Genomic DNA, 26,055 nt, shown 5'->3' on the forward strand with positions numbered 1-26,055 from the left:
CTTATCAGAGGCTATGTTACCTAGCGGCTCGTCTTACTTCCGCCACCAGCGGCTGGCGTTGCGCTCACGCGCCACACTTTGTTGCCGGCGTCGTCAGTTACGAGCAGGGCGCCGTCGGGCATGGTAACCACACCCACGGGGCGGCCGTGCGCTTTATCCGAGTCGCCGCCGACCAGGAAGCCGGTTAGGAAAGGCTCGGGCTTACCGGCGGGTTTGCCATCCTGGAAGGGCACAAACGCCACCTGATAGCCTGAGTATTGCGCGCGGTTCCAGGAACCATGCTCGCCCACGAAAGCGCCGTTCTGGTACTTGGCGGGGAAGGCTTTTTTATCGTAAAAAGTGAGACCTAGGGCGGCCACATGCGGGCCCATAGGCACGTCAGGCACCAAAGCTTTTTGCACCAGGTCAGGGCGCTCGCCTTTGCGGCGGGGGTCTTCGTTCTGGCCGTAGTACGAGTAGGGCCAGCCGTAGAAACCGCCTTCCTTTACGCTCGTGATGTAGTCAGGCACCAGCTCGTCGCCTAGCTCGTCGCGCTCATTCACGGCGGCCCAGAGCGTGCTGGTACCGGGATAGTAGGCCAGGCCAATGGGGTTGCGCAGGCCGCTGGCGAAGATTTTCTCGCCCGAGCCGTCGGGATTGATTTCGAGGATGTTGGCGCGGCGCTTCTCGTTTTCCGCCCCGTTCTCCATCACGTTGGAGCCCGAGCCCACGGTTACGAATATTTTCTTACCGTCTTTGCTGGCCAGCAGATTGCGGGTCCAGTGGTTGTTGTAGCCGCCCTCGGGCAGGTTCAGGATTTTCTGGCCGGTGGCCGTCATCTTGGTTTGGCCCGGCTGGTAGGGGTACTTCAGCACGCCATTGGTGTTGGCCACGTAAAACGCGTTGCCCAGCACCAGCATGCCAAACGGCTGGTCGAGGCCGGTCAGGAACACGGAGCGCAGGTCGGGCTTGCCGTCGCCGTTGGTATCGCGGAAGAGCGTGACGCGGTTGGCGCTGGTGCGCTGCAATGAGCGCGACTTGTCGAGATTCAGCGTGGCGGTCACCTGCTTTTTAGCGCCCTTGGGCAGCGTCGCGGCTTCCGACACAAACACGTCGCCGTTGGGCGCCACGTAGGCCCAGCGCGGGCTTTGCAGCCCACCCGCAAACTCGGTAACCGTGAAGCCCGCCGGCGCGGTGGGCGTTTGGCCCGCTGGCCAGTCAATGACATCCACGCGCTTGGTAGCCGATTTGCTGGCGTAGGGCGCCGGCAGGTGCACCGACTCAGCTTTGGGCGTCGTGATGGTCTGAGCTGGGTTATCGGCCTGGGCTTGCTGCTTTTCTTCTTTGCTGGGGCCGCTGCTGCACGCGGCAAGCAGGCCGAGGGCCGGCAGCAAATGAGCATATTTAGGAGTCATAGTAAGCGCGACGTTAATGGGGAACAGCTGAAAAACTGCCGATAAGAGTTGCGCTGTTTACTGGCCTGCGCCGTATTGGTTACGTAGCCGACGCATTATTACTCATTCTTTTACCACCTTGGCCGTACCCACGGCGGCGCCACCTTCGCTTTGCACTTTGAGAAGGTAGATGCCCGGCGGCAGGCTGCCCAGGCGCAGGCTGATGGTGGTGGTGCCGCTGGCCTGCGCCACTATTTGCCCCGTGGCGCTGTAGAGCACCCCTAGGCAGCGCCCGGCCGGCAAGCCGCTCACCGTGGCTAGGTCGCGGGTGGGGGTGGGCGCCACCAGCAGCGGGCCGGCGCCGCAGCCCGCCAGCGTCACAACCGGGCTGTAGGCCGCCGTGCCGTCGGTGTCGAGCATGCGCAGCCGGAAGTAGTGCAGCTCGGCCAGCCGGCCCACCCGAAACGAGTAGCTGGCGCCCGCCGCCCGGTTGCGGCTGGGCACCGTGCCCAGGGGCGCAAATGCCTGCCCATCGGCCGAGCCCTGCACCTCGTAGGCGTAGCTGTTGCGCTCGGTGGCCGTTTGCCACCCTAGGGTGGCCGTGCAGTCGTCGGGGGCCACGCGCCCGCTAAAGCTGGTGAGCGTGACGGGCAGCGGCGCCGCGCAGATGAGCGGCTGGAAAAACGCGGCGGCCTCCCCAATGATTTGGCTGAGCGTGGGCTCCGTAACCGGGCTGCTGTGGTTGCCACCTGGCACGGGATGCAGTTGGTTTACAATGCCCTCCGTAGTGGCCTGCGGCTGCAGCTGGCCGCTGCCGTAGATGGTAAACTGCGTACCCTGAATGGTGCCACGGTCGTAGGGCACCGTAGTATCGGCGGTGCCCTGGGCGCTGTAGAGCGGCGGGTTACCCGCGTTCACAATGCTCAGGCTATTTACCCCGCCAGCAATGTTGAGCACGCCCGCGATACCCGAGGCGTTGTAGGCCGGCAGTAAGTTATCGGGAGATTGCAGGTCTGTGTTACCTTCCAGCCCTCCGTTGGCGTTGTAGGCTGTAGTCGTTATAGGATTATCATTAACGCTTTCCGTATAAGCAACTTGCAGCGCCGTAATCGCGCCCGCCGAGTAGCCGCCCAAGAAAATATGCGTCGGGTCAATATGGTAGGTATTGGTCGTGGCAGCGTCGTGCTTGAAATAGCGCACGGCGGCTTTCATGTCGGCCGCGGCCCGAATTATCTCATCCACTAGGTTGGCCTGGTTAGCAGCTACGGCGGCCAGGTTGGGAAAAGATGTATTCAGCAGGCGATAGTCGATGGCGGCCGCCACGTAGCCCTTGCGGGCAAAGCTCTGGCAAATGCTTACTACTTCGGCATCGGTGCGGGCACCACTCAAAAAGGCACCGCCGAAAGCAAAGAGTAGCAGCGGCCGCTGCTGGGCTACATCGCCCTGTGGCTCATATACATCGAGGCGCAACGCCATTGCAGGGCCTTCACTACCAGCAGCGTAATTGCGAACGGTATTATAACCAAAAACCACGTCGGGCGTAGTTTTCACGTCGGTAAAAAGGTCGTTTGCGTAGCGGCCATTGCCACAAGCAAGCGCCGCACTTTGGCCGTGAGCCGACCACGCCCAGCCAAGCAAACAAACCCAGAGACAGACAATTTTTTGCATAGGCCAGTAACGAAAAGCAGGCAGCGGCGGCTACCACCACAGGAAGGCAGGAAGCTAGCAACGCCTAGGTAGGCTAATTATTTCAACCGGGGCCCCAGGCAAGCGCAGCAATGAGTTGCTATAACGAAAAAAGCGACCCGCGCTACTAGCACGGGCCGCTCTAAACGCTGCTTTGTCAAACGCTAAGCTAGTAGCCAGGGTTTTGCGTGAGCTTGCCGCCGCTGAGCGTAATCTGATTCAGTGGCAGCGGCATCAATTCGTTCTTATTAGCCACGAAGCCCTTGCTGGCCAGCACGGTAGCGGCGCGGCCCTGGCGCACCAGGTCAAAGAACCGGTCGCCGTATTCCAGGGCCAGCTCTACGCGGCGCTCTTTCCAGATGGCTTGGCGCAGGTCGGCCTGCGAGAGGCTGCTCGGCAATGCACCTAGGCCGGCGCGAGTGCGCACGCGGTTCACCGCGGCCAGGGCTTTGGCCGTCTGGCCCAGCTCGTTGGCGGCTTCGGCGTTGAGCAGCAGTACCTCGCCAAAGCGCAGCACCCGGATATTCTGGTCGCGGCCGTAGCCGCAGGTTTTGGGCGCCGAGTTGGGCACGTAGGCCTTCATATTGTAGCGCGGGTTCGACGAGTTTGCCGCAATTACGTCGCCGTCGGGCGTGGTGGTGCCGCGCTCCAGAATGGTACCTAGGCGGCGCTGGTCGCCGGGCTCGAAAGCGTTGGCGAGGTCGGCCGTGGGGTTAAAAAAGCCCCAGCCAAACTGCGGGCGCACCATCTGGCACTCGGCCCACTGCGAGTTGGAGGCGTCGCAGTTGCCAGCCAGCGTGGTGCACTGCACCTCAAAAATCGACTCGCTGTTGTTCTCGCCCCGGATGCGGAACATGTCGTAGAAATTAGCGGCCAGCGAGTACCCTAGGGCCAGCACCTGGTCGGAAGCGGCCAGCGAAGCCGCGTAGTTTTTCTGGTAGAGCTGGGCCTTGGCCAGCAGCGATAACGCCGCCCCTTTCGTGGCGCGGCCCACGTCGGAGGCGCCGTAGGCGGTGGGCAGCACCGCGGCGGCGGCCGTAGCATCGCTCACGATAGCGGTGTACACCTCGTCGCGGGTGGCGCGGCTGGGGTTCAGCTCATCGGCGGTTTCGGCTACTTTCAGCAGCAGCGGCACGCCGCCGTAGGCCCGCACCAGGTTGAAGTAGGCCAGCGCCCGCAGAAACTGCGCCTCGCCCACGTAGCGGCCGCGCAGGGTGGCGTCCATATTCACGCCCGGCACGTTCTGAATGACCTGGTTGCAGAGGTTAATCTGCTGGTACTGACCATCCCAGTACCCTCCCACCGGCCCCGAGGTGGGTGTGAGGCGGAAGAAGGTGAACTCATTGAGGAACTCGGCATCGCCAGTGACGCTGCCTTTTTCAGCATCGTCCGAAGTCAGCGTGGTGATGGCTAGCCAGTTGAAGGCCGTCAGGTTCCACTCGCGCAGCTTGCCGTAAGGCGCGTTCACGGCGGCCGTGGCGTCGGCCTGAGTTTGGAAAAACTGCTGGCTGGTGGGCTGGCCCTGGGGCGCCACATCCAGAAACTTGCCGCACGACGAGGTGAGGCCCACGGCCAGCGCTGCGGCTACCGTGCCCGTGCGCCAAAAACGGCGGGGTATAAACAGATTTTTTTTCATGGGTGGGAGTGCGCTAATAGCTTAGAAACCAATATTTACCCCTAGGTTGTACGTGGCGATGAGCGGGTACACGTTCAGGTCGATGCCCGCGGAAGTGGGCGTGCCACCTACTTCGGGCGAGAAACCCTTGTACTTGGTCAGCGTGAGCGGGTTCTGGGCGTTGGCATAGATACGTAAAGTCTGCAATTTCAGATTATTAGCTACTTCTTTGGGGATATTGAAGCCAATCTGCACATTGCGCAGGCGGATGTAGTCGCCTTTCTCGACGTAGTACGAGCTCACATCGAGGTTACGGCCCGTGAGGTTGGCCGAAGGCGTGGTAGTAGACGTGCCCGCGCCGCGCCAGCGGTTGTCGTAAAAATCCTTGGTGTAGTTCTCGTTGCCGTAGCGCACTTCGCGCAGGCCATTCAGCAGCTCCACGCCACCTACCCCCTGAATATCAACCTGCAAGTCGATAAATTTGTAGCGGAAGGACGTGTTCAAGCCGTAGGTAAAGCGCGGGTTGGGGTTGCCTAGGCGCACATAGTCCTGCTGGTCGATGTTGCCGTCGCCGTTTTGGTCCACGTAGCGCAGGTCGCCAGCCGCGGCGCCGGGCTGGGCCGAGCCCGTGATTTCCTGGGCGGTCTGGAACACGCCAGCCACCTGGTAGCCGTAAAACGCGCCGATGGGGTCGCCGATGCGGGTTTGGGTGGCCTGGTAGCCGGCCACCGGCAGGTTGCCGGCAAAGAGCGGGGCGCCGCTGGCGGTGCTCAGGGTTTTGTTCTGGTTGTAAGCGCCCGTCAGGCCAATGTTATACGAGAAGTCGCCGGCGGCTTGCGAATCCCAGCGCAGAGCTATTTCTACGCCCTGGTTTTGAAAGCTGGCGTTGTTGGCGTAGAAGCCGCTGGCGTTGGCAAAGCCCGACGAGCTGATAACGGGCACCGGGAACACGGCATCGACGGTGCGGCGGTTGTAGTAGTCGAGCTCGGCCGAGAGGCGGTTGTTGAAGAAGCGCATTTCCAGACCGGCGTCGGCCTCACGCACGTTTTCCCAGCGCAACGAAGGCGGCACCTGGGTATCGATGCTAGCGCCGGTGTTGGGGATATTAGAAGGCGTACCGAAGAAGGCGGTGTAGCCAGGTAGGTAAGACGCCCGCAGCACCGACAGGTTATTGTTAACCTGGTTGTTACCTAGGATACCGTAGCTAGCCCGCAGCTTCAAAAAATTGAAGACTGTACCGTCTTTCAGGAAGTCCTCGTCGGAGATTACCCAACCCAGACCCACCGAAGGGAAGTTGCCGTAGCGGTCGGAATACTTGCTGCTCCCGTCGCGGCGGAAGCTGGCCGTGAGCAAGTAGCGCTGCTTGTAGGCGTAGTTAACGCGCGCAAACAGCGAGAACAAGGTGTTTAGGTCGGCGGGGTTAGTGGCCAGATTCGCCGTGCCTACGGTCCCTAGGTTAAAGTAGTAGCTATCAGCGCCCGTAGCCTGCACGCCGTTGATGGAGCCGATTTGCTGCTCGCTGCGGTAGCGGAAGGCCGTCGTACCGATTAGGGCCGTGAGGTGGTGGTCGGTGCCGAATGAGCGGTCGTAGGTCAGCGTGTTTTCCCACTGCGGCTGGCTGAAGTACGTTTCGCCCTTGGTGAGTACGTTGCCGCGGTATACCTGCACCGTCGTTAGCGAGTCGGCCTTTTGGTAGTTGTAAAACCGGCCGGTGGTGTAGTTGACCCCTAGGCTGGTGCGGGCCGTGAAGTACTTGGCAAAATTGACGGACACAAACGCGTTGCTGACCAGCGTCTGGCCCTGTGAGCGCTGCACGAAGTAGTCGAGCTGGCCCCTAGGGTTGGAAAAAGTGCCCAGGCCCGCGCCGATGAGGTTAGGGTCGCCGTAGCGCCCGCTGGCCAGAAAGGGCTGAAGCACCGGCGGCGCCACGTAGGCGTTATAAAAAATGTTGCCGCCGTTGCTGTAGTTCGGATAAATGCTCGACGCCAGGCCCGGCGTGTCGTGCGCATTCGCGCTGGTGAAGGCCACCGAGTAACCCGCCTTGATGTGGTCAGTGATGTTGAAATCAGTTTGCAGACGCGCCGTAATCCGCTCGTAATCATTGCCCTGCACCAGACCATTTTGCTTAAAGTACGAGCCGCTGAGCGTGTACGATACCTTGTCGCTGCCGCCGCTCAGGCTCAGCTGGTGGTTTTGGGTGGCGGCCACCCGCGTCACCTCCTTGAACCAGTCGGTCGAGGGTAGGTTGGTGGGTAGGGCTGCGCTGCCGGTCAGGCCATTCTTCTCGTTGTAGAGCGTGGCGTACTCGGCGGCGTTGGCCATTTTCACGGTGTTGGTGGCCGTTTGCACACCGCCGTAGCCGTTGTAGTTGACGTGGGTGCCGCCCGCGCTGCCGCGCTTGGTAGTCACGAGCACCACGCCGTTGGCCGCCTGCACGCCGTAGATGCTGGCGCTGGCCGCATCCTTGAGCACCTCAATCGAGGCGATGTCGTTCTGGTTCAGGAAGCTGAGGTCGGCGCCCTGCGGCAGCATCGTGCCATCGACTACGTACAGCGGATTCACGCCCACCAGCGAGCCCACGCCGCGAATGCGAATCTGGGGCGAGGCGCCCGGCTGGCCCGAGTTGGTAATCTGCACACCCGAGACGCGGCCTTGCAGCGAGCTCACCGGGTTTTGCGAAGCCTGGTTTACCAGCTCCTCCCCTTTCACCGAGGCAATGGCGCCGGTCACTTCGCGCTTGCTTTGGGTGCCGTAGCCGACTACCACCACGTCGTTGAGGCTCTGCGACTGCGGCGCCGCGAATTTTACATCAATGCTCGTGCGGCCGTTCAGGGTGATTTCCTGGGCCGGATAGCCCACAAACGAGAACACCAGCGTCGAGCCGGCCGGCGCGTTGAGGGAGTATTGGCCGTCGATGTTGGTGGCCGTGCCTACGGCCGTGCCCTTTATCACCACGTTGGCGCCGGGCAGGGCCTCGCCTTTTTCGTCGAGCACGCGGCCCGTGATGGGCGTGCCCGTTTGGGCGGGCGCCTGCTGCCAACGCAGCGCCGCTGCCTGGCCCGGAGTGGCCGCACCGGGCCACAGCCCCAGCGCCAGACCTAGGGCCGCCAGCGTGGCCGGCGCCTTGTACTGTCCCCGCGAGAGTAGAATTTTCATAAGTGAGAAAGGGTGGGTTGAAGAGGAAAGCGTGAAATCTGCGTGGGCCGGGCCACTTACCAACAGTCCGGCTCAGCGCAAAGGCCGGCCCGCAAAAGCGGGCAAAAAAGCAAAAGCATAATGCACACAACTAGCTACTGCACAAGACTTTTATTATGCAAACGTTTGCAAAAATCAGGACCAGCTATTGTGCTGTTTTGCCGTGCTAAATTAATACCACTTGAAGAGAACTGCCTCTATATTATACTTTACTGACTGCTAGATGATTGTACGCTATCGCAATCGATTCCGATATAAGTGCCTCACATTAAATAATATCCAGACTGAATTGTAGTATAGCAAGCCGATGATAAAATAAATAAAATTACCTTCGCTGCACCATCTCTTCTTTCCCACCTTATGAAGCTCGCCCTCTCACTCCTCAGTAGCTGCATCCTTTCGGCCTCGCTGCTGGCCGCGCAGCCCACCAGGCGCCCGGCCCCGCCCGCCAAGCCCGCGCTCGCCAAATTTGACCCGCGCCAACGCCCGCGCAACCTCTCCGACGAGCAGCTGCTCGACCAGGTCCAGCGCCAGACCTTCCGCTACTTCTGGGACTTTGGGCACCCCGTATCGGGCATGGCCCGCGAGCGCAGCAACGTGGCCTACGACTACGGCAACGAGGTGGTGACAACCGGCGGCACGGGCTTCGGCATCATGGCTATCATCGTGGCGGCCGAGCGCGGGTGGATAACCCGGGCGCAGGCGGCAGCGCGCATCAGCAAGATTGTCAACTTCTTGTGGAAGGCCGACATGTATCACGGCGCCTTCCCGCACTGGCTGAATGGCGAAACGGGCCACACCATCCGCTTCGGCATCAAGGACGACGGGGCCGACATTGTGGAAACGTCTTTCCTCTACGAAGGCTTGCTCTGCGCCCGCCAGTACTTTACCAAGGACACGCCCGACGAGCAGAATGTGCGCAACCGGACGCTCTGGCTGTGGGAGGGCGTGGAGTGGAACTGGTTTACGCAGGGCCAAAACGTGCTCTATTGGCACTGGAGCCCCAACAACGGCTGGAGCATGAACCACCAGATTCACGGCTGGAACGAGTGCCTCATCACCTACGTGCTGGCCGCCGGCTCGCCCAGATACGGCATCGAAAAGGCGGTGTACGACCAGGGCTGGGCCACCGGCCCGGAGTACAAAAACGGCAAGACCTACTACAACACGGTGCTGCCCCTAGGTCCGAACCTAGGCGGGCCGCTGTTCTTCACGCACTACTCGTTTATGGGCCTCGACCCGCACGGGCTCAAGGACCAGTACGCCGACTACTGGCAACAAAACCAGGCGCATACGCGCATCAACCACAACTACTGCGTGGCCAATCCCAAGCAGCAAAAAGGCTACGGTCCCAATTGCTGGGGCCTCACCGCCAGCGACAGTTGGCAGGGCTACGCTGCCCACTCGCCCAGCGAGGACCTGGGCGTGATTTCGCCCACCGCCGCGCTCGCCGCCTACCCCTACGCGCCCGCCGAGTCGCTGCTGGCCATGAAGCACTTCTACAACGACTTAGGCGACAAGATCTGGGGCGAGTACGGCTTCGTGGATGGCTTCAGCGAGCAGCACGACTGGTACGCCAAGTCGTACCTGGCCATCGACCAGGGGCCCATCGTGGCGATGATAGAAAACCAGCGCTCAGGCTTGCTCTGGAAGCTGTTTATGAGCAGCCCCGAGGCCCAGCGCGGGCTGAAAAAGCTGGGTTTTACTAGCCCGCATTTGAAGTAGTCCATGCGCTCGCTTTTTTTGCTGCTTTTGCCCACGCTGGCCCTCGCGCAGCCTCGCCCCCGCCCTACTTACTGCAACCCGCTGAACCTCGACTACGGCTACACGCCCTTCGAGCGGTTTTCGACGGCTGGGCGGCACCGCGCCACCGCCGACCCGGTCATTACCCTATTTAAGGGCACGTATTACCTGTTTTCGACCAACCAGAAAGGCTACTGGTGGAGCCCCGACCTGGCGAGCTGGCACTTTATTAAGCGCTCATTTCTGAAGCCCGAAAACACGGTGCTCGACGACCTGTGCGCGCCGGCCGTGCGGGCGGTGGGCGATACGCTGCTCGTTATTGGCTCCAGCGCCCAGGCCAATTTTGCGCTCTGGCGCAGCACCGACCCCCGGGCCAATAAGTGGGAGAAGGCCGTGGACCCGTTTCCGGTGGCGGCCTGGGACCCCGACTTATTTCTCGACGACGATGGCAAGCTCTACCTCTACTACGGCAGCTCGAATACATACCCGCTCTACGGCGTGCAGCTCAGCCGCAAGACGTTTCAGCTCCTAGGTCAGCCCACGCCGCTGTTTAAGCTCAACGACGCCCAGTTTGGCTGGCAGCGCTTTGGCGAATACATGGACAATACCTTCCTCAACCCCTTTATGGAAGGCGCCTGGATGACCAAGCACGCCGGCAAGTATTACTTGCAATACGGCGCGCCGGGCACCGAATTTAGCGGCTACGCCGACGGCGTGGAGGTGGCCGACCGGCCGCTCGGGCCCTACGTGCCGCAGCCGCACAACCCGTTTGCCTGGAAGCCGGGCGGCTTTGCACGGGGCGCGGGCCACGGCAATACCTTTCAGGATAAGTGGGGCAGCTGGTGGCACGTTTCTACGCTGGTAGTCAACGTAAAAAACAACTTCGAGCGCCGCCTAGGGCTGTGGCCAGCGGGCTTCGACGCGGCGGGCACGCTCTACTGCAACACCGCCTGGGGCGACTATCCGCACTACCTGCCCACTGGCCCGGCCGACCACGCGCAAAGCCAGTTTACGGGCTGGATGCTGCTGAACTACAATAAGCCGGTGCAGGCGTCGAGCACGCTCGGCGGCTACGCACCCAACTTGGCCGTGGACGAGAGCATCAAAACCTACTGGAGCGCCGCCACCGGAAGTCCTGGCGAGTACTTCCAAACCGACCTAGGGGCCGTGTGCACCGTGCGGGCCTTGCAGCTCAACTATGCCGACCAAGACGTGAACCCTACCTTTTTGGGTAAGCAGCCGGGGCTCTACCACCAGTACCGGCTCTACCACTCGCTCGATGGCAAAACCTGGCAGCTCTTGGTTGATAAAAGCCAGAACCGCACCGATGTGCCGCACGATTATATCGAGTTGAAAACGCCGCTGCGTACGCGCTACCTCAAGCTCGAAAACCGGCACATGCCCACCGGCAAGTTTGCCCTCAGCGGCCTGCGGGTATTTGGGCTGGGCAGCGGCGCCAAGCCCCCACTTACCAAAGAATTTGTGGTGCTGCGCACCGCCACCGACAAGCGCAGCGCCTGGCTGAAGTGGGCGCCCACCGACGCGGCCACGGGCTACAATATTTACCTCGGCCTAGCGCCCGACAAGCTCTACAGCTGCGCCATGGTGCTCGGGGCCAACGACTACTATTTCAAAGGCATGGACAAAGACCGCACGTATTATTTCACCATCGAAGCCTTCAATGAAAACGGCGTTTCTGGCCGCACGCCGGTGCTGAAAGTTGACTAAACGCATTTTTGGTGCTTGTTAATAATCCGTCATGCTTTGACAAGCGGACACTAGATAAGCAAGACGGGTGCAAGCGCCTCTATTGAAGTGCAGACATGCTTTCTATCTACTGCACTTTCAGCGCACCTTGCCACAATCTTTGAGACAAAACGCTCTACTTCCACCTCCTATCCACCCCATGAAACACCGTAAATCGCTTTATCAAAAGGCTTTGCTAGCCGCCCTAGGCCTCGCCAGCTTGCAAGCCACCGCCCAAAACACGCCCCTGCCCCCACCCGATGCCAAGATGCAGCAGTTCATCAGCGCGCTGCTGCAAAAGATGACGCCGGAGGAGAAAATCGGCCAGCTCAACCTCGTGTCGGTGGGCTTTACTGTGACGGGACCGGTGGTGAGCGAGGGCGTGGACGCCAAGATTGCGAAGGGCCTGGTGGGCGGCGTGCTCAACACCTTTACGCCCGTGGCGGCGCGCAAGCTCCAGGAAATGGCCGTGACGCAAACGCGCCTGCACATTCCGCTGCTCATGGGCTTCGACGTCATCCACGGGCACCGCACCATCCTGCCGATTCCGCTGGGGCTGGCGGCCACCTGGGACCTGCCGGCCATCGAGCGCGGCGCCCACATGGCGGGCCAGGAGGCAGCCGCCGACGGCCTCAACTGGGTGTACTCGCCGATGGTGGACATCACCCGCGACCCGCGCTGGGGCCGCGTGGCCGAGGGCGCGGGCGAAGACCCCTACCTAGGTGCCCAAATAGCGCGGGCCATGGTGCACGGCTACCAGGGCCCCACCAACGATATGACCCGGCCCGACAACGTGATGGCCTGCCTCAAGCACTTTGCGCTGTACGGCGCCGCCGAGGCCGGCCGCGACTACAACACCACCGACATGAGCCGCCAGCGCATGTACAACGAATACCTGCCGCCCTACAAAGCCGCCGTCGAGGCGGGCGTGGGCTCGGTCATGTCGTCGTTTAATGACATCAACGGCATTCCGGCCACCGCTAATAAGTGGCTGATGACCGACCTGTTGCGTCGGCAGTGGGGCTTTTTGGGCTTCGTGGCTACCGACTACACTGCCATTAATGAGCTGTCGGCCCACGGCCTGGGCGACGACAAAAAAGTGTCGGAGCTGGCCCTGAACGCGGGCATTGACATGGACATGGTGGGCGAGATTTTCCTGAATAACCTCGCCAAGAACATCAAGGAAGGCACCGTGAAACAGGCCGACGTGGACCTGGCCTGCCGCCGCGTGCTAGAGGCCAAGTACCGCCTAGGTCTCTTCCAGGACCCCTACCGGGGCGTGAGCGAGGAGCGCGCCAAGCAGGTGCTGATGCAGCCTGCCTTTGTGCAGGCTGCCCGCGACATTGCCCGCCGCAGCCTGGTGCTGCTCAAGAACGATAACCAGACGTTGCCCCTGAAAAACACGGCCAACATCGCCGTAATCGGCCCTCTGGCCGACCGCCCGGTGGACATGATTGGCAACTGGAGCGGGGCCGGCGACGGCAAGCAGGCCATTTCTATCTTGCAGGGAATCAAGAACGTGGGCGGCTCGACCATCCGGGTGGCCTACGCCCACGGCGCCAACGTGACGGAGGACGCCCAGATGATTGCGCGCCTCAACGCGCACGGCGGCCAGCTCGACATCGACCCGCGCCCGGCCGATACGCAGATTGCCGAAGCCGTGCAGCTAGCCCAGAAATCCGAGGTAATAGTGGCCGTAGTGGGCGAAAGCCAGGGCATGACCGGCGAGGCCGCCAGCCGCGCCGACATCGGCCTGCCCGGCCGCCAGCTCGACCTGCTCAAGGCGCTGAAAGCCACTGGCAAACCGCTAGTGGTAGTGCTCGTGAACGGCCGGCCCCTCACGCTGCCCTGGGAAAATGACAATGCCTCGGCCATCCTCGAAACGTGGTTTGGCGGCACCCAGGCCGGCAATGCGGTGGCCGATGTGCTGTTTGGCGTGTACAACCCATCGGGCAAAATCACGATGACCTTCCCTAGGTCGGTGGGCCAGATACCGATTTACTACAACCACAAAAGCACCGGCCGCCCCTACGCCGGCGTGGCGCTCGACAAGTATAAGTCGCGCTACCTCGACGCGCCCAACGACCCGCTCTACCCCTTCGGCTTTGGCCTGAGCTACACCACGTTCACCTACTCAAAGCCCACAGTGAGCAAGGCCAGCATCGCCCCCAATCAGGGCCTAGACGTGACCGTAACCGTGAAAAACACTGGCCAGCGCGACGGCGAAGAAGTGGTGCAGCTCTACCTGCGCGACGTGGTGGGCAGCAGCAGCCGCCCGGTGCAGGAGCTCAAGGGATTCCAGAAAGTATTGCTGAAAGCGGGCGAAAGCCGCCCCCTCACCTTCCACCTCACCGCCAACGACCTCAAGTTTTACAACGACGACCTGAAGCTGGTAGCCGAGCCCGGCGAGTTTCAGGTGATGACCGGCGGCAACTCGCGCGATGTGCAGCAAGCCAGCTTCACGCTGACCAAGTAAGCCCTAGGTCTGCCCGCTACAAAAGGGGGGTTGCAACTGGCGTTGCAGCCCCCTTTCTTGTGGCGCTTGTCGCGGTTCCATCTAGCACGTTTAGCAAAACAAATACCGCTTCCGCAATCGCTGCTTCAACGCATTTCTTAGCGCAATACCATGTCATTGAGCGAGATGACGTACTCCTTCGGGACCGCGTCGTAGCGAATGGTGTAGCTGGTGGGGTAGTACTTGCCGCTGGTTTCGTATACCTGCGGCTGCTTGATGGACGCCGTAAAGCTGACATTATTCGTGAGCATGGCCTGCGTAAACATGGGCTCTAGGAAGGTGACGTGCCCATCGTAAGTGCCATAAATAAAGGTGCTGCCGAAACTACCGCCGGGCTGATACTCGGGGCTGGTGGGGTCGGTCCAGTGGCGGCCCATCATGGGCACGGTGCGGCCGGGCACCACGTTGGGCGGCGTGTTGTAGCCGGTGGGCAACTTGGTGGTGGCCGGAAAAATATCGCCCTTGGGGTCGTCGAGCGTAATGGCGTGGTGCACGCTCATGGGCTGCATGTAAAAGTGCGCGTCGAAATGCGGCACCGTATACACCCCGGCGGGCTCGTGGCCTAGGGGGTTCCAGTCGAAAGAAATATGGTCGAACGGCGTTTTAGCGGCCGAAGGCGGCAGCGCCACATCGTACATGGTACCAGTAACGGGCGTGGCAGGCAGTCCAGTGAGGGCCGCCTCGGTAAGGCGAATGCCGATTTCGGTAGGATTACCACTGGCATCGAGCGCGATGTAGCCCGTGGCTTTGCCCCCGCCCATAGTCACGGCCGCGCCATAATCGATGGAGGCCTGCGGCGTGCTATTGTCTTTGCCGCAGGCGGCGAGCAAGCCCAGGCTTGCCACCAGTAGAGTGGGCGGGCGGCGGGTACGCCTTGCTTGGATAAGTTGAGCTTTCATAAGGCAGGATTAAGTATTGTAAATTAAATATACTACATATTTCTAAAATACAAACCATCCTCTTTTTTCTACCAATCGCCTGCTCCGCAGTGCGGTGCCCTACTAGTGCCTACAACCTGCCCGCAATAATTAAAAAAGGGCCAGACCTAGCAGGTCTGGCCCTTTTCCAGGACTAGCTATGCGGCAGCTTATCTGCGCTTGGCCGAGGTGGCTTTGCGAGTGCGCACCTTTTTCTTGGCAGGCTTGCGGGCGGGCTTCGGCGCCGGTTCGCTGGGTGCGGGGCCGTACTTAGCTTCGGCAGCGTTGGTTTCGCCGGTCAGGAAGGGGTCGAAATCCACGCGGCGGTTCTGGGCGCGGCCCTCTTCGGTGTTGTTGTCGGCGATGGGCTTGGCTTCGCCGTAGCCGCGGGCCTCGATGCGGTCGGCCGGGATGCCTTTGTCGAGCAGGTACTGGCGGGCCGAAGCGGCGCGGTCGTAGCTCAAGCGGATGTTATACTCATCGCTGCCCTTGCTGTCGGCGTGGCCGGCAATGGAGAGCGAGTAGTCGGGGTACTCGTTGAGCACCTGCACCATCTGGTCAAGCTTCGGGGTCGAAGACGGCTGCGGCGTCGCCTTGTCGAAGTCGAAGTTGATGTACTTGGTAGGCTCGTTGAGGATTTTCTTCTCGGGGCAGCCCGTGGCGTCCACCTTCGTGCCGGCCGGGGTATCGGGGCACTTGTCTTTATCATCCGATACGCCGTCGCCGTCGGTATCGAGCGGGCAGCCCGAGGCATCCACTTTCACACCGGCGGGCGTGTTGGGGCACTTATCATCGTTGTCGGCCACGCCATCGCCATCAGCGTCGGGGCAACCTTGCAGGTTGGCCAGGCCCTTCACGTCGGGGCACTTGTCGAGGTAGTCGGCCACGCCGTCGCCATCGGTGTCCACGGGGCAGCCCACTAGGTCCACTTTTACGCCGGCCGGGGTGTCGGGGCACTTGTCTTTGCGGTCGGGCACGCCGTCGCCGTCGGTATCCTTGGCCTTACCTAGGGCCAGGGTCAGGCCCACCGAATGCACCAGAAAGCGGTCGTACAACTTGTTGTTAGGGCCGCCTAGGTTGTCGAAGCTCTCGGTAAAAGGGTAATGCTGGGCCGTTTGCACATCGAGCGCCAAGGCTGGCGAGAGCCGGAACCGGATGCCGGCCGCCCCAAATACCTCTAGGCTACGCACCTTGTTGAAGTACGAGCCATTGATGGGCGTATACGGGTCGCTGCCATAAGCATAGTTGCCCGATACGTTGGATACGAAGAAGCCGCCGCCGCCCATCAGGTAGGGCTGCAAGAAGAAGTCTTCCTTGAGGATTTTACCGTTATTGAGCTTGAGCTTCAGGCCCAGGTCGAACATTCCCGTTTTGGCCGTGAGGCTGTTGTAGGGCGCTTGGTCCTGGATGTAGTGGTAGTAGTTCTGGTAGTTGCCCAGCAGGGCCACGTCAAACGTGGGCGACAGATACCGCGTGATGTGGGCGCCCACGCCTACCTGCACGGGGGTGTGCAGCTTGCCAAAATCGCCGCCCAGGTTGCCCTGGTACTGCATCATGCTGAGGTTTACGCCCACGGCCGTTTTCTTGTCGGGCGTCTGGGCGTGGGCCGCGGGGGCCAGTAAACTACCGGCCACGGCCGTAGCACCTAGCAGACAAGCTCGGGAAGGAGAAAAGATTTTTCGCATAGAAAACGCGTAAAAAGGTGGAAAAGACGGTAAGCAGCCACTGGCCGAATGACGCTATGTAGCGCAAAACATTACGTAGGGTTGTCTTTTTTGACCACGCGCAGCGAGTTATTACATCGCCCGTCAGGATAAGCGGCGCGTTCAGGCATCGCATTCATTTGATTACCTACCGACTTTCAACGCCAACTTTGAGCAAAGAAAGGACTGAAAAAACCGGCGCTACTCCAGTTTTTTCAGTCCTTTCCTTCTTTAGATGCGGTCCCTAGGCCCATCCTATCCAATAAATACCACCTAGGGCCAACTTAATTAGCGCGGCCCGAGAGGCCGGGCGCGGCCGGCGCTTTCACGTACTTATCGAGCCAGGTATTCATCTCCCAGAGCATGTGCAGCAGGTTTTCGCGGGCGGCGTAGCTGTGCGATTCGGCGGGCAATACCACGTAGCGCACGGTAGCGCCCTGGCCCTTGAGGGCGGCGTAAAAGCGCTCGCTCTGGATGGGAAAGGTGCCCGAGTTGTTGTCGGCCTCGCCGTGAATGAGCAGAATGGGCGTCTTGATTTTATCGGCAAAATTGAAGGGCGACATGGCATCGTACACGCCCTTGGCCTGCCAGTACGTGCGCTCCTCGCCCTGGAAGCCGTAGGGCGTGAGCGTGCGGTTGTAGGCACCGCTGCGCGCGATGCCGGCCTTAAACAAGTTAGAGTGCGCCAGCAGGTTAGCCGTCATAAAGGCGCCGTAGCTGTGGCCCATCACGGCCACGCGGTTGGGGTCTACCACCCCTAGGCGCTGGCCTTCGTCGATAGCGGCTTTGGCGCTGCTCACCAGCTGCTCGGTGTAGGTGTCGTTGGGCTCGGCGGTGCCTTCGCCCACGATAGGCACCGTGGCGCCTTGCAGCACGGCGTAGCCCTGCGTGACCCAGTACACGGGCGTGGCCCAGCTGAGGCGGGTGAAGGTGTAGGGCGAGCCGCTCACCTGCCCGGCGTTGGCTTTGTCCTTGAATTCAACCGGATACGCCTCCATGAGGGTAGGCAGCGGGCCGTCGGTTTTCTTGTAGTTCGGGGGTAGGTAGAGGTTGGCGGTGAGGGCCACGCCATCGGCGCGCTTGTAGTGCAGCACCTGCTTGCGGAAGCTGCCGCCGAAAGCCGCGTAGGGGTTAGCGAAGTGCGTCAGGGCGAGCGGCTTGTCTTTCTTCAGCAGCGCGTGCAGGTAGTAGTTAGGCACCTGGTCGATGGCCTCGCGGCGGGTCAGCAGCTCGGGCTGGCCTTTTTTGGCGTCGAATAGCGCCACCGGCACCTCGTAGTACGGGGCTTCGGAGCGCCAGAGCTCGGTGATTTTCTCAGTTTTCAGATTCAGCTCACTCACAAACGGCCGGTCGCCCTCGGGCGAAGCGCCTTGGCCAAATAGGTAAATGGCTTGCCCGCCCTGCCCTAGGGCCAGCACTTGCTTGCCCTGCGCGTTGCGGCGGGTGTAGGGCGTGCCGGGGTTGTGGTAGGTGTCCTGCGACGAGCCATCAAAGAGCACTTTTGGCGCCTGACCGGGTGCGGCGGGGTCGAGCTGCCAGGTGGTTTCGTGGCGGTCGGCCCAGCGGTAGCCATCTACCAGGGCCAGGTGGTCGGTACCCCAGGTCATGCCGGCGTAGCGCAGCGGCAGGGCCGCCAGCTCCTGCGCTGGGCCGCCGAAGGGCGCGGGCAGCAGGTACACTTTGTCGCGCACAGTAGCCTTCACTTTGGGGTCGCCGCCGTCTTGGGCCTCGGCGTAGTAGAGCGTGGCCGGGGCATCGGTGCGCCAGCCGTGGTCGCGCGGGCCGGTGGGCACCGCGTCGAAATTGGTGGGCACGTTGTCGGCCAGCGGCAGGTCGGCCACGGCTTTGGTTACGGCGCCCGTGCCCAGGTCGAGCACGTCGATGCGCTGCGGGAAGCTGCTTACGGGCAGCGTGTAAGAAAACGGCCGGTGCACAGTACGCACCAACACGTAGCGCCCGTCGGGCGAGGGCGACGCCGAGCGCAGCACGCCCGGCTGCCCAAGGGGCTGCGCCGAGCCGTCGGCCAGCTTCACCTTCATTAACTGCGCAGTGGCGTAGTACTCAAATAGGCGCTCGTCGGCGGGATTCTTCAGCAAATCCTGGTAGGTGCGGGCACCCGATTTTTTGCCACTGCCCGTTTCCTGCACGGCGGGGCCGGTGGGCGTGGCATCGGCGGCCGGGGCCGCGCCGCGCCCGGCGGGCACGGTGCGCGCCAGCAGCGTTTGGCTATCCGAAAGCCACTCGAAGGAGCTGCCAAACACATCGTTGAGCGGCGTGGCCAGCAGGCGGCGCGCCGAACTGGTGGCTACGTCGGCCACCCACAGCTCAACGTGGCCGGTACTGCCATCAGCGGCCGGCACGGTGAGGGCAAAAGCTACGTGCTGGTTATCGGGCGACCAGCTGGGGCTGCTGATGCGGGCCTGGGCGGGCAGGCCCTGCACCGACTTTTCGGCCCCGCCGGGCAGCTGCTTAAACTGCATGCCCACGGCGTAGCTCACGCGGCTGGGGCCGTTGGTGCGCGGGTTGAGGCGCAGGCCGGCCAGCCGCAGCTCGGGCTGCGAGAGCTCGGCGATGGTGGGGAAGTCCTGCACGGCCAGGATAGCCATCGTGCGGCCATCGCCCGAGAGGCTGATGCGCGGCGTGGGCGGCGCCAGCAAGAGGTCGCGGATGGCGGCCGGCGGCTGCTGGTATTGGGTTTCTTGGGCCATGGCGAGGGCGGGGGCAACTAGCAGCGCCAGCGCGGGTAAGAGGTGCTTCATGCACAAAAAGACAGCCGGGGACGTGGCCGGCCACTCGCGCCGAAGGTACTTATTCTATATTGAATATAAAAAAGAGCGGCCTAACAACTGAGTGTCAGGCCGCTCCTAGTGTTTAGCTTATTCAGCAGGCGGTAGGTTACAACCTACATCCGGCCCATATTGAGCCCCAGAATCAGCACGATGCCGATGACCATCAGCAGCAAATACGTCTCGACCGAGCCGGTTTGCACGAAGCGCAGGAGCTGGCCGCCGGCCAGCGTGGCGCGGCCCACGCCGTTGGCGATAGGGTCGATAATGCCGTTTTCCACGAACTTATAGAGGCCGCTGGACAGCGCCATTGTGGGCTTCACAAACAGCGAGTTGTAGAGCTCATCCACGTAGTATTTGTGGTAGACCAGGCTGTCGAGGCCCGAGCGCTGGCTTTCTTCCTCGGCGGGGCGCTGGGCGCGGGCCACGTACACCACGTAGGCGAAGACGATGCCGACTACGGCCACTAGCACCGAGATACCGATGAGCATCAGTTCCGTATTATGGTCGGGCTCGGCGGTGAAAGCGGCGGGCAGAATTTCCTTGGAGTAAGTGAAAATCGGGGCTAGGAAATCGGCCAGGTAGTGCTTGCCGCCCAAGAACATCGGGGCGCCCATGAAGCCGCCCACGGCCGACAAAATAGCCAGTACAATCAGCGGCAGCGTCATGCTGGCTGGCGACTCGTGCAAGTGGTGGCGCTGTTCCTCGGTGCCCCGGAACTCGCCGAAGAAGGTGAGGAACAGCAGACGGAACATGTAAAACGCCGTCAGGAACGAGGTGAAGACGCCGATGGCCCACATCACCTTGCTGTGCTCGTAGACGTGGCTCAGGATTTCATCTTTCGAGAAGAAGCCCGCGAACGGCGGAATACCGGCGATGGCCAGGCAGCCGATGAACATGGTGATGAACGTAATCGGCATCGATTTGCGCAGGCCGCCCATGCGGCGCATGTCCTGCTCGTTGCTCATGCCGTGAATAACCGAGCCGGCCCCTAGGAAGAGCAGCGCCTTAAAAAAGGCGTGCGTAAGCACGTGGAAGAACGACGAGGTATAGCCCATCACGCCCAGCGCCAGGAACATGTAGCCCAGCTGCGACACGGTAGAATACGCCAGTACCTTCTTGATATCGTTCTGCGCCAAGCCGATAGTTGCCGCGAACAGCGCCGTAGCCAGGCCCACGATACCGACCACTTCCAGCGTGTGTGGAGCCAGCGTGAAAAGCACGTTGGCGCGCAGCACGAGGTAGATACCGGCCGTGACCATGGTCGCGGCGTGGATGAGGGCCGATACCGGCGTAGGGCCGGCCATGGCGTCGGGCAGCCAGGTGTAGAGCGGCAGCTGAGCCGACTTGCCCATGGCGCCCACGAAGAGCAGCAGCGTAATGGCCGTGCAAATGCCCACCGTGTAGGTACCAAACTGCCCTAGGTGGGCTTTTTGGAACACCTCGCCGTACTGCACCGAGTTGAAGGTGAGGTAAATGAGGAAAATACCGAGCAGGAAGCCTAGGTCACCCACGCGGTTGATGATGAAGGCTTTTTTGGCGGCGTTGTTGTAGCTAGTGTTCTTGTTCCAGAAGCCGATGAGTAGGTACGAGCACAGCCCCACGCCTTCCCAGCCGATGAAGAGGATGACGAAGTTCGAGCCCATCACCAAAATCAACATGCTGAACACGAAGAGATTGAGGAAGCTAAAGAACTTGCCCACATTCTCGTCGTGGCCCATGTATCCGATGCTGTAGACGTGAATGAGGAAGCCCACGCCCGTAATCAGCAGCAGCATAATCAGGCTGAGCTGGTCAATCTGGTAGCCGAAGGGAATCTGGAGCGAGCCGACCGAAATCCAGTCGAACAGCTGCACGGTGTACTGGTACTTGAAGCCCATGAACAGCGTGAGCGACAGCAGGAACGAGCCCAGCACGGTAGCGCTGCCGATGAGCCCGGCCAGCGTGCCCGAGAGCTTGCGGTTGAGCAAGCCGTTGAGGAGAAACCCTAAGAAGGGCAGGCCCGGAATAGCGGCGTAAAACAGCGCCGAGTAAGGCGCATTAGCGCCAGGTAAAACAGTTTCCATCAGGTGAATGAGTGGAGGAGTGAATGAGTGAATGGGAAGCAGCTTGAGCGAGAGAGTCGAATAAAAATTCACTCAATCATTCATTCGCTCACTCACCACTTCAGGCGATTCAGCAGATTAACGTCGGTATTCTGGAAGTTGCGGTAAATCATGACGATAATACCCAGGCCCACGGCGACTTCGGCGGCGGCCACGGCCATGATGAAAAACACGAATACCTGCCCGTTGGGGTCGGAGCGGTAGGCGGCGAAGGCGGCCAGCAGGATGTTGACGGCGTTGAGCATCAGCTCGACGCACATGAAGATAATGATGGCATTACGCCGCACCAGCACGCCCGTGACACCGATGCAAAAGAGCGCGGTGGCGAAGAAAACGTAGTACTGGAGCGGAACGGTGCGGATGACCTCGGGTATCGTCGGATTCATGCGGGGGAGTTCGGGGGCCGAGCCGGCCGGTTTGGCGGGCTCTTAGCGGGCAAAGGTACCCGAAAAGTGCGAATCGGTGTAGCCTAGACTCTGCGAGTCCGAGCGCGAGCGCAGCTCGCATTTGCGTGAGGGGGCGCGGGCGAACGTAGATGCTCGCTGCGCTCGCGCTCGGACTCACAGAGCCCAGGCTACGGCTGACTATTTCGGCACTCAATTTGCACTACTATTTACTTCTGTTCTATGTATCAAAAAAGCGGCTTCCTCTGGAGGCCGCTTTTTTTGTGGCCAACTTGTAAAATATCCCGCGCCGCGCCTCGTCTGCTTAGGCACGATGAACGCGAGCGCCCTTACCCTATCTGCTGCCATGACGGCCAGCCAGCAAGACCAGCAAATTCAGGCCACGGTGCGCGAGCAGCGGGGGCGGCTGTTGCGCTTTATCGAGCGGCGGGTGCCCGACCCCGACGAGGCCGAGGACATTCTGCAGGATGTTTTTGCCGAGCTCGTGGAGAGTTACCGCTTGTTTAAACCCGTGGAGCAGGCGGCGGCCTGGCTGTTTCGGGTGGCGCGCAACCGCATCATCGACCGCTACCGGCGCCCTAGGGCCACGGTGTCGCTGGATGCGCCACTCGGCGCGGCGGCCTCCGACGACGAGCCCGCCCGCCTGCTGCAAGACATCTTGCCCGCCGCCGACGATGCCCCCGAAAACCGCCTACTGCGCGAAACCATTATGGACGCCCTCACCGACGCCCTAGCCGAGCTGCCCGCCGAACAGCGCCAGGTATTCGTGTGGCACGAGTTGGAGGACAAGTCCTTTAACGACATGGTGGCCGAAACCGGCGTGCCGCTCAAAACGCTCATCTCGCGCAAGCACTACGCCGTGAAACACTTGCGCAAGCGCTTGCGCAAGCTCTACGACGAGCTTTTCACGGATTAGCGTCTTTGTCCTTGTCTTTACTTCCCACCCAGCACTTTCCTCCTCCCCTAACGCTCCGCGAGGTTTAGCTTCGCCCTACTCCTATGAATCGTACCTTCTGGCTCAAGAAAGCCTTCAAATTCGTTTTTTTCGCGGCGCTATTCGTGGCCGTGGCTGGGTTCGCTACCCAAAATTTATGGAACTGGCTGGTGCCTAGCCTCTTTCACGGCCCCTTTATCAGCTTCGGGCAGACCCTAGGGCTGCTGCTGCTGAGCCGCATCTTGTTTGGCGGCTTTGGGCGCGGGCGCGGCACCTGGGCGCAGAAGCGCCGCCAGTGGCAGCAGCACATTGCAAAAGAAGTGGAAACCCTTTCGCCCGACGAGCGCGAAAAATTTCGGCAGCAAATGCAGAACCGCTGCGCCCAGTGGGGCCGCCGGGCGGGCGCTACTGCTCCAATGAGCAATTAACAATGAGTAATAAACAGGCGCTCCGACAAGCCTAATTAGGAATGTCAGAGCGCCTGCTCACTGTTAATTGCTCATTAAAAATCTACCCACCCTGCTTGCTGCCGCCACCTTTGGTGTCGTCGTTTTGGATGCTCTTGCGCTGCTTACCCTGCTGCTCCTGGCCAAAGCGGTAGGCAAAGCTCACGCGGAAAGCTCGCTGGTAGGCGTAAAAGGTCGAGCGCTGGTCGAAGGAGGGCGTGCTAATGGTGGAGCGGTAGGCCCAGCGCTCGTTAAAGGGGCAAGTGACGTTGAGCGAGATATCGGCCTTTTTATCCCAGAACGTTTTCTTACCGCCGAAGGAGTAATACAGGTTGGCCGGGCCGTAGCCCTGAATATCGATGCTGCGCAGCGAGCCGTAGCCGAAGGCCTGAATCGTGTAGTCCTTGGGCAGCCGGTACGAAGTGTTGAAGTTGAGGCTGGCCGTGAAGCCCCGCTGGTCGGCCTGCAAGGAGGGCGAGCGGCGCACGATGTACTGCACATCGGGGCCGGCACTGATGTCCCATTTGGGCGTCGGTTTGAGCGAGCCGTAGATATTGAACTGGTAGAACGTGTTGGCCGCCACGTTGGCGTAGGTAGTTTCGATAATGCCCTGCGTATTACTAGGCAGATTCACGTTCTCGATGGCATTACCGGTGTGCCGCACCGACAGCGCCGCGTTGACGGTAGTCGTTTTGACGCTGGTATTGTAGCTCAGTTCATACGAATCGGTCAGCTCGGGGTCGAGAAACGGGTTGCCGTAGGACACGAACCCTGGCGTAGACGCATCGCGGAAGGGGTTGAGGTAATCGATGGCTGGCCGCGTGATACGGCGGCTGTAGGCGGCGCGCATGCTGCTGGCCTCGCCAAGCTTGTACTGGGCAAAGCCGTTGGGCAGCACCGTGAGGTAGCTCGGGGCAAACTGCGAATTGGTGGTGCGGAAGTCAGCATTGATGCCGGTACGCTCCAGGCGGCTACCTAGGCTGGCCGTCAGCTTCTTGCCTACCCCAAAAGAGTAGATGGCGTAGGCAGCCTCCACGTCCTGGTTGTAGCTGAAGTCGGTGCCCCGGCGCCGGTCTTCGCGCAGGTTTGGGCCGTAGCCGGTGCGCAGCGTATCGACCGTGGCCACCGAGCCGGTGCTCCGGAAGATGCCTTTGAGGCCCAGTTCCAGCTTGCTTTGCTCGCCTAGGGGCTGGGTAAAGTCGGTTTGCAGCGTGGTTTCGTGGCCCGGCGTGCGGCCCCGGCTGCGCTCGCGGTAGTTGGCCTCGGCCGCGCCCAGCGGGATGCTGGAGCCCTGAAACTGATTGTAGTCGTAGCCAAACGTGCCGGTATTAAGGGCATATTGGCCCAGCACGCTCCACTCCTTGCGGGCCTGGGCAAAGGTGCGGGTGTAGGTGCCGGTACCCTCCACGTTGAGGCCGTTGAACACCTCCTTGGTGGCGCGGGTAAACAGCTGGTTGCTGGCGGCCAGCGGCGAGGTAAAGCGGTTGAAAAGGTCGCTGGTTCCCTGGCCCTGGTAGTAGTTGATGGAGCCCGCCAGCGTGATGCTGTGGTGCTCGGCGGGGTCGTAGTCGAGGCCCACGGTGCCGTAGGTCCAGCCGCCTTTGTTGTAGCGGTTGCCGCTGCGGCGCAGCGTGTCGGTGCCGGCCTGCGAGTAGCCCAGGCGGTAGGTTTCCGACTGGCCGGGGTTGTACCAGGCCCCGGCATTGGCCGACGATGTGAAGTTGATTTTACCCTGGCGGAAGTTCAGCGCCGAGTTGAAGTTGGTGTTACGATTGCCGCTGCTGATGCCCACCCGGCCATTGGCGCCCTGCTTAGTACCCTTCTTGAGCACGATGTTGATGATGCCGGCCGTACCCTCGCCGTCGTACTTGGCGGGCGGCGTCGTTATCACCTCCACGCTCTGAATCTGCTCGGCCGGAATGCTTTTGAGGGCCTCGGCCAGGTTGCGAGCCAGCGTGGGCGAAGGCTTGTTGTTCACGAGCACCTTAAAGTTAGCCGAGCCGCGCATGGTCACGTTGCCGTCGCCATCCACGGCCAGCAGCGGGGCCTTGCGCAGCACGTCCTGGGCGGTGCCGCCGGCATTGCTCACGTCCTGGTCGGCGTTGTAGACGAGGCGGTCGGGCTTCACTTCTATCACAGGCTTCTGGCCCACCACCACGGCCTCCTGAAGGGCCGTGGCCGCGGCGGGCAGCCGAATGGCCCCTAGGGCGGTGGCCCCGCTCGTCACGGTCACGGCCTGGGTATGGGTGCCGTAGCCCACGTAGCTCACGCGCAGCCGGAAAGAGCCAGCCGGCAGCTTGGTGAGAGAAAACTTACCCGCATCATCGGCCGCCACGCCCGAAATGGGCTTGTTATCCGTGGCGGCGGCCGGCAGCAGCACCACCGTGGCGTAGGACACCGGCTGGCGGCTCACCGAATCGAGCACCGTGCCAGTGAGCGCGCCGGTGGCGGCCACGGCGGCAATGGGTGCGGCCGGGCTTTGGGCCAGCGCCAGCGTGGTAGTACAGAAGGCAGCTACTGGCAGCAGCCAGCGCCCCAGACGGGCAGTAGAGAAGTTAGGCAAAGCAGGAGAGGAAGAAGAGTCGGAATGATAGATGCCGGAGGGCCGGCAGACGTTGCCACGGCAAAGGACTAATTCAGAAAAAAACACATTAGCTTCATATAGCAGTGCTCTTATCCATTGGCCACTCGCTGGCCGGCCCGGTTTTGTCCCCACTATCGGTCCCATCGGCCAAACGTTACGGCGCTTCCCACAATAATTATTTGTTACCTGCCGCACGACGGCAAGCGAGTAGGCAAAGGGCTGAGGCATGGCAGAAAGGTGCTGGGTGAAGACGAAGGCAAAAGTCCTCGCCACCCCCACACCAAGCGCCCTAAACCATTATTT

General features: G+C 61.4%; 15 protein-coding genes. 5 read left to right on the plus strand and 10 right to left on the minus strand.

Annotated elements, in window-relative coordinates:
- Positions 1–20: 20 nt before the first annotated feature.
- From ACFSDX_RS06405 to ACFSDX_RS06420, 4 genes are all read right to left on the minus strand, one after another.
- On the minus strand, positions 21–1,394 hold the full coding sequence (locus tag ACFSDX_RS06405; protein WP_382312414.1) for a PQQ-dependent sugar dehydrogenase: 1,374 nt from the start codon (positions 1,392–1,394) through the stop codon (positions 21–23).
- Between the two features lie 102 nt (positions 1,395–1,496).
- Complete coding sequence (locus tag ACFSDX_RS06410) at positions 1,497–2,924, minus strand: T9SS type A sorting domain-containing protein (protein ID WP_382312415.1); 1,428 nt, start codon at positions 2,922–2,924, stop codon at positions 1,497–1,499.
- Between the two features lie 304 nt (positions 2,925–3,228).
- Positions 3,229–4,695, minus strand: coding sequence for a RagB/SusD family nutrient uptake outer membrane protein (locus ACFSDX_RS06415; RefSeq protein ID WP_382312416.1), 1,467 nt, complete (start codon positions 4,693–4,695; stop codon positions 3,229–3,231).
- 21 nt (positions 4,696–4,716) lie between these two features.
- Positions 4,717–7,830, minus strand: coding sequence for a SusC/RagA family TonB-linked outer membrane protein (locus tag ACFSDX_RS06420; protein ID WP_382312417.1), 3,114 nt, complete (start codon positions 7,828–7,830; stop codon positions 4,717–4,719).
- Between the two features lie 399 nt (positions 7,831–8,229).
- Between ACFSDX_RS06420 and ACFSDX_RS06425 the strand changes: the two genes are divergently transcribed.
- From ACFSDX_RS06425 to bglX, 3 genes are all read left to right on the plus strand, one after another.
- Positions 8,230–9,594 (plus strand): glucoamylase family protein, encoded by a 1,365-nt coding sequence (locus ACFSDX_RS06425; protein WP_382312418.1) that lies wholly within the window; start codon positions 8,230–8,232, stop codon positions 9,592–9,594.
- Positions 9,595–9,597: 3 nt separating this feature from the next.
- Positions 9,598–11,340: a family 43 glycosylhydrolase gene (locus ACFSDX_RS06430; protein WP_382312420.1), complete on the plus strand. Its 1,743-nt coding sequence runs from the start codon at positions 9,598–9,600 to the stop codon at positions 11,338–11,340.
- Positions 11,341–11,518: 178 nt separating this feature from the next.
- Positions 11,519–13,834 carry a beta-glucosidase BglX gene (gene bglX / locus ACFSDX_RS06435; RefSeq protein WP_382312421.1) on the plus strand — a complete coding sequence of 772 codons (2,316 nt, stop codon included), beginning with the start codon at positions 11,519–11,521 and terminating at the stop codon, positions 13,832–13,834.
- Between the two features lie 137 nt (positions 13,835–13,971).
- Here bglX and ACFSDX_RS06440 read toward each other — a convergent pair whose 3' ends face one another.
- The 5 genes from ACFSDX_RS06440 to nuoK all read right to left on the minus strand — a co-directional run bounded on the left by ACFSDX_RS06440 (position 13,972) and on the right by nuoK (position 21,770).
- Entirely contained in the window at positions 13,972–14,772 is an 801-nt protein-coding gene (locus ACFSDX_RS06440) for a DUF5602 domain-containing protein (RefSeq protein ID WP_382312422.1), read from the minus strand.
- Positions 14,773–14,960: 188 nt separating this feature from the next.
- On the minus strand, positions 14,961–16,475 hold the full coding sequence (locus ACFSDX_RS06445) for an OmpA family protein (RefSeq protein WP_382312423.1): 1,515 nt from the start codon (positions 16,473–16,475) through the stop codon (positions 14,961–14,963).
- A gap of 302 nt (positions 16,476–16,777) precedes the next feature.
- Entirely contained in the window at positions 16,778–19,252 is a 2,475-nt protein-coding gene (locus ACFSDX_RS06450) for an alpha/beta hydrolase family protein (RefSeq protein WP_382312424.1), read from the minus strand.
- Positions 19,253–19,395: 143 nt separating this feature from the next.
- The gene (nuoL, locus tag ACFSDX_RS06455) at positions 19,396–21,345 is read right to left on the minus strand and encodes an NADH-quinone oxidoreductase subunit L (RefSeq protein WP_382312425.1); all 1,950 of its coding nucleotides are present in this window, start codon (positions 21,343–21,345) and stop codon (positions 19,396–19,398) included.
- A gap of 92 nt (positions 21,346–21,437) precedes the next feature.
- Complete coding sequence (gene nuoK, locus ACFSDX_RS06460) at positions 21,438–21,770, minus strand: NADH-quinone oxidoreductase subunit NuoK (RefSeq protein ID WP_382312426.1); 333 nt, start codon at positions 21,768–21,770, stop codon at positions 21,438–21,440.
- A 331-nt stretch (positions 21,771–22,101) separates the two neighbouring features.
- On the opposite strand from nuoK, the gene ACFSDX_RS06465 reads away from it, so the two are divergent.
- Together ACFSDX_RS06465 and ACFSDX_RS06470 are read left to right on the plus strand one after the other, a co-directional pair.
- Positions 22,102–22,704, plus strand: coding sequence for an RNA polymerase sigma factor (locus ACFSDX_RS06465; protein ID WP_382312427.1), 603 nt, complete (start codon positions 22,102–22,104; stop codon positions 22,702–22,704).
- Positions 22,705–22,787: 83 nt separating this feature from the next.
- Positions 22,788–23,150 (plus strand): hypothetical protein, encoded by a 363-nt coding sequence (locus ACFSDX_RS06470; RefSeq protein ID WP_382312428.1) that lies wholly within the window; start codon positions 22,788–22,790, stop codon positions 23,148–23,150.
- Positions 23,151–23,232: 82 nt separating this feature from the next.
- Here ACFSDX_RS06470 and ACFSDX_RS06475 read toward each other — a convergent pair whose 3' ends face one another.
- Positions 23,233–25,731, minus strand: coding sequence for a TonB-dependent receptor domain-containing protein (locus ACFSDX_RS06475; protein WP_382312429.1), 2,499 nt, complete (start codon positions 25,729–25,731; stop codon positions 23,233–23,235).
- Positions 25,732–26,055 lie beyond the last annotated feature (324 nt).

This window comes from Hymenobacter bucti, assembly GCF_042681145.1.
In the GTDB taxonomy this organism is placed as follows: Bacteria; Bacteroidota; Bacteroidia; order Cytophagales; family Hymenobacteraceae; genus Hymenobacter; species Hymenobacter bucti.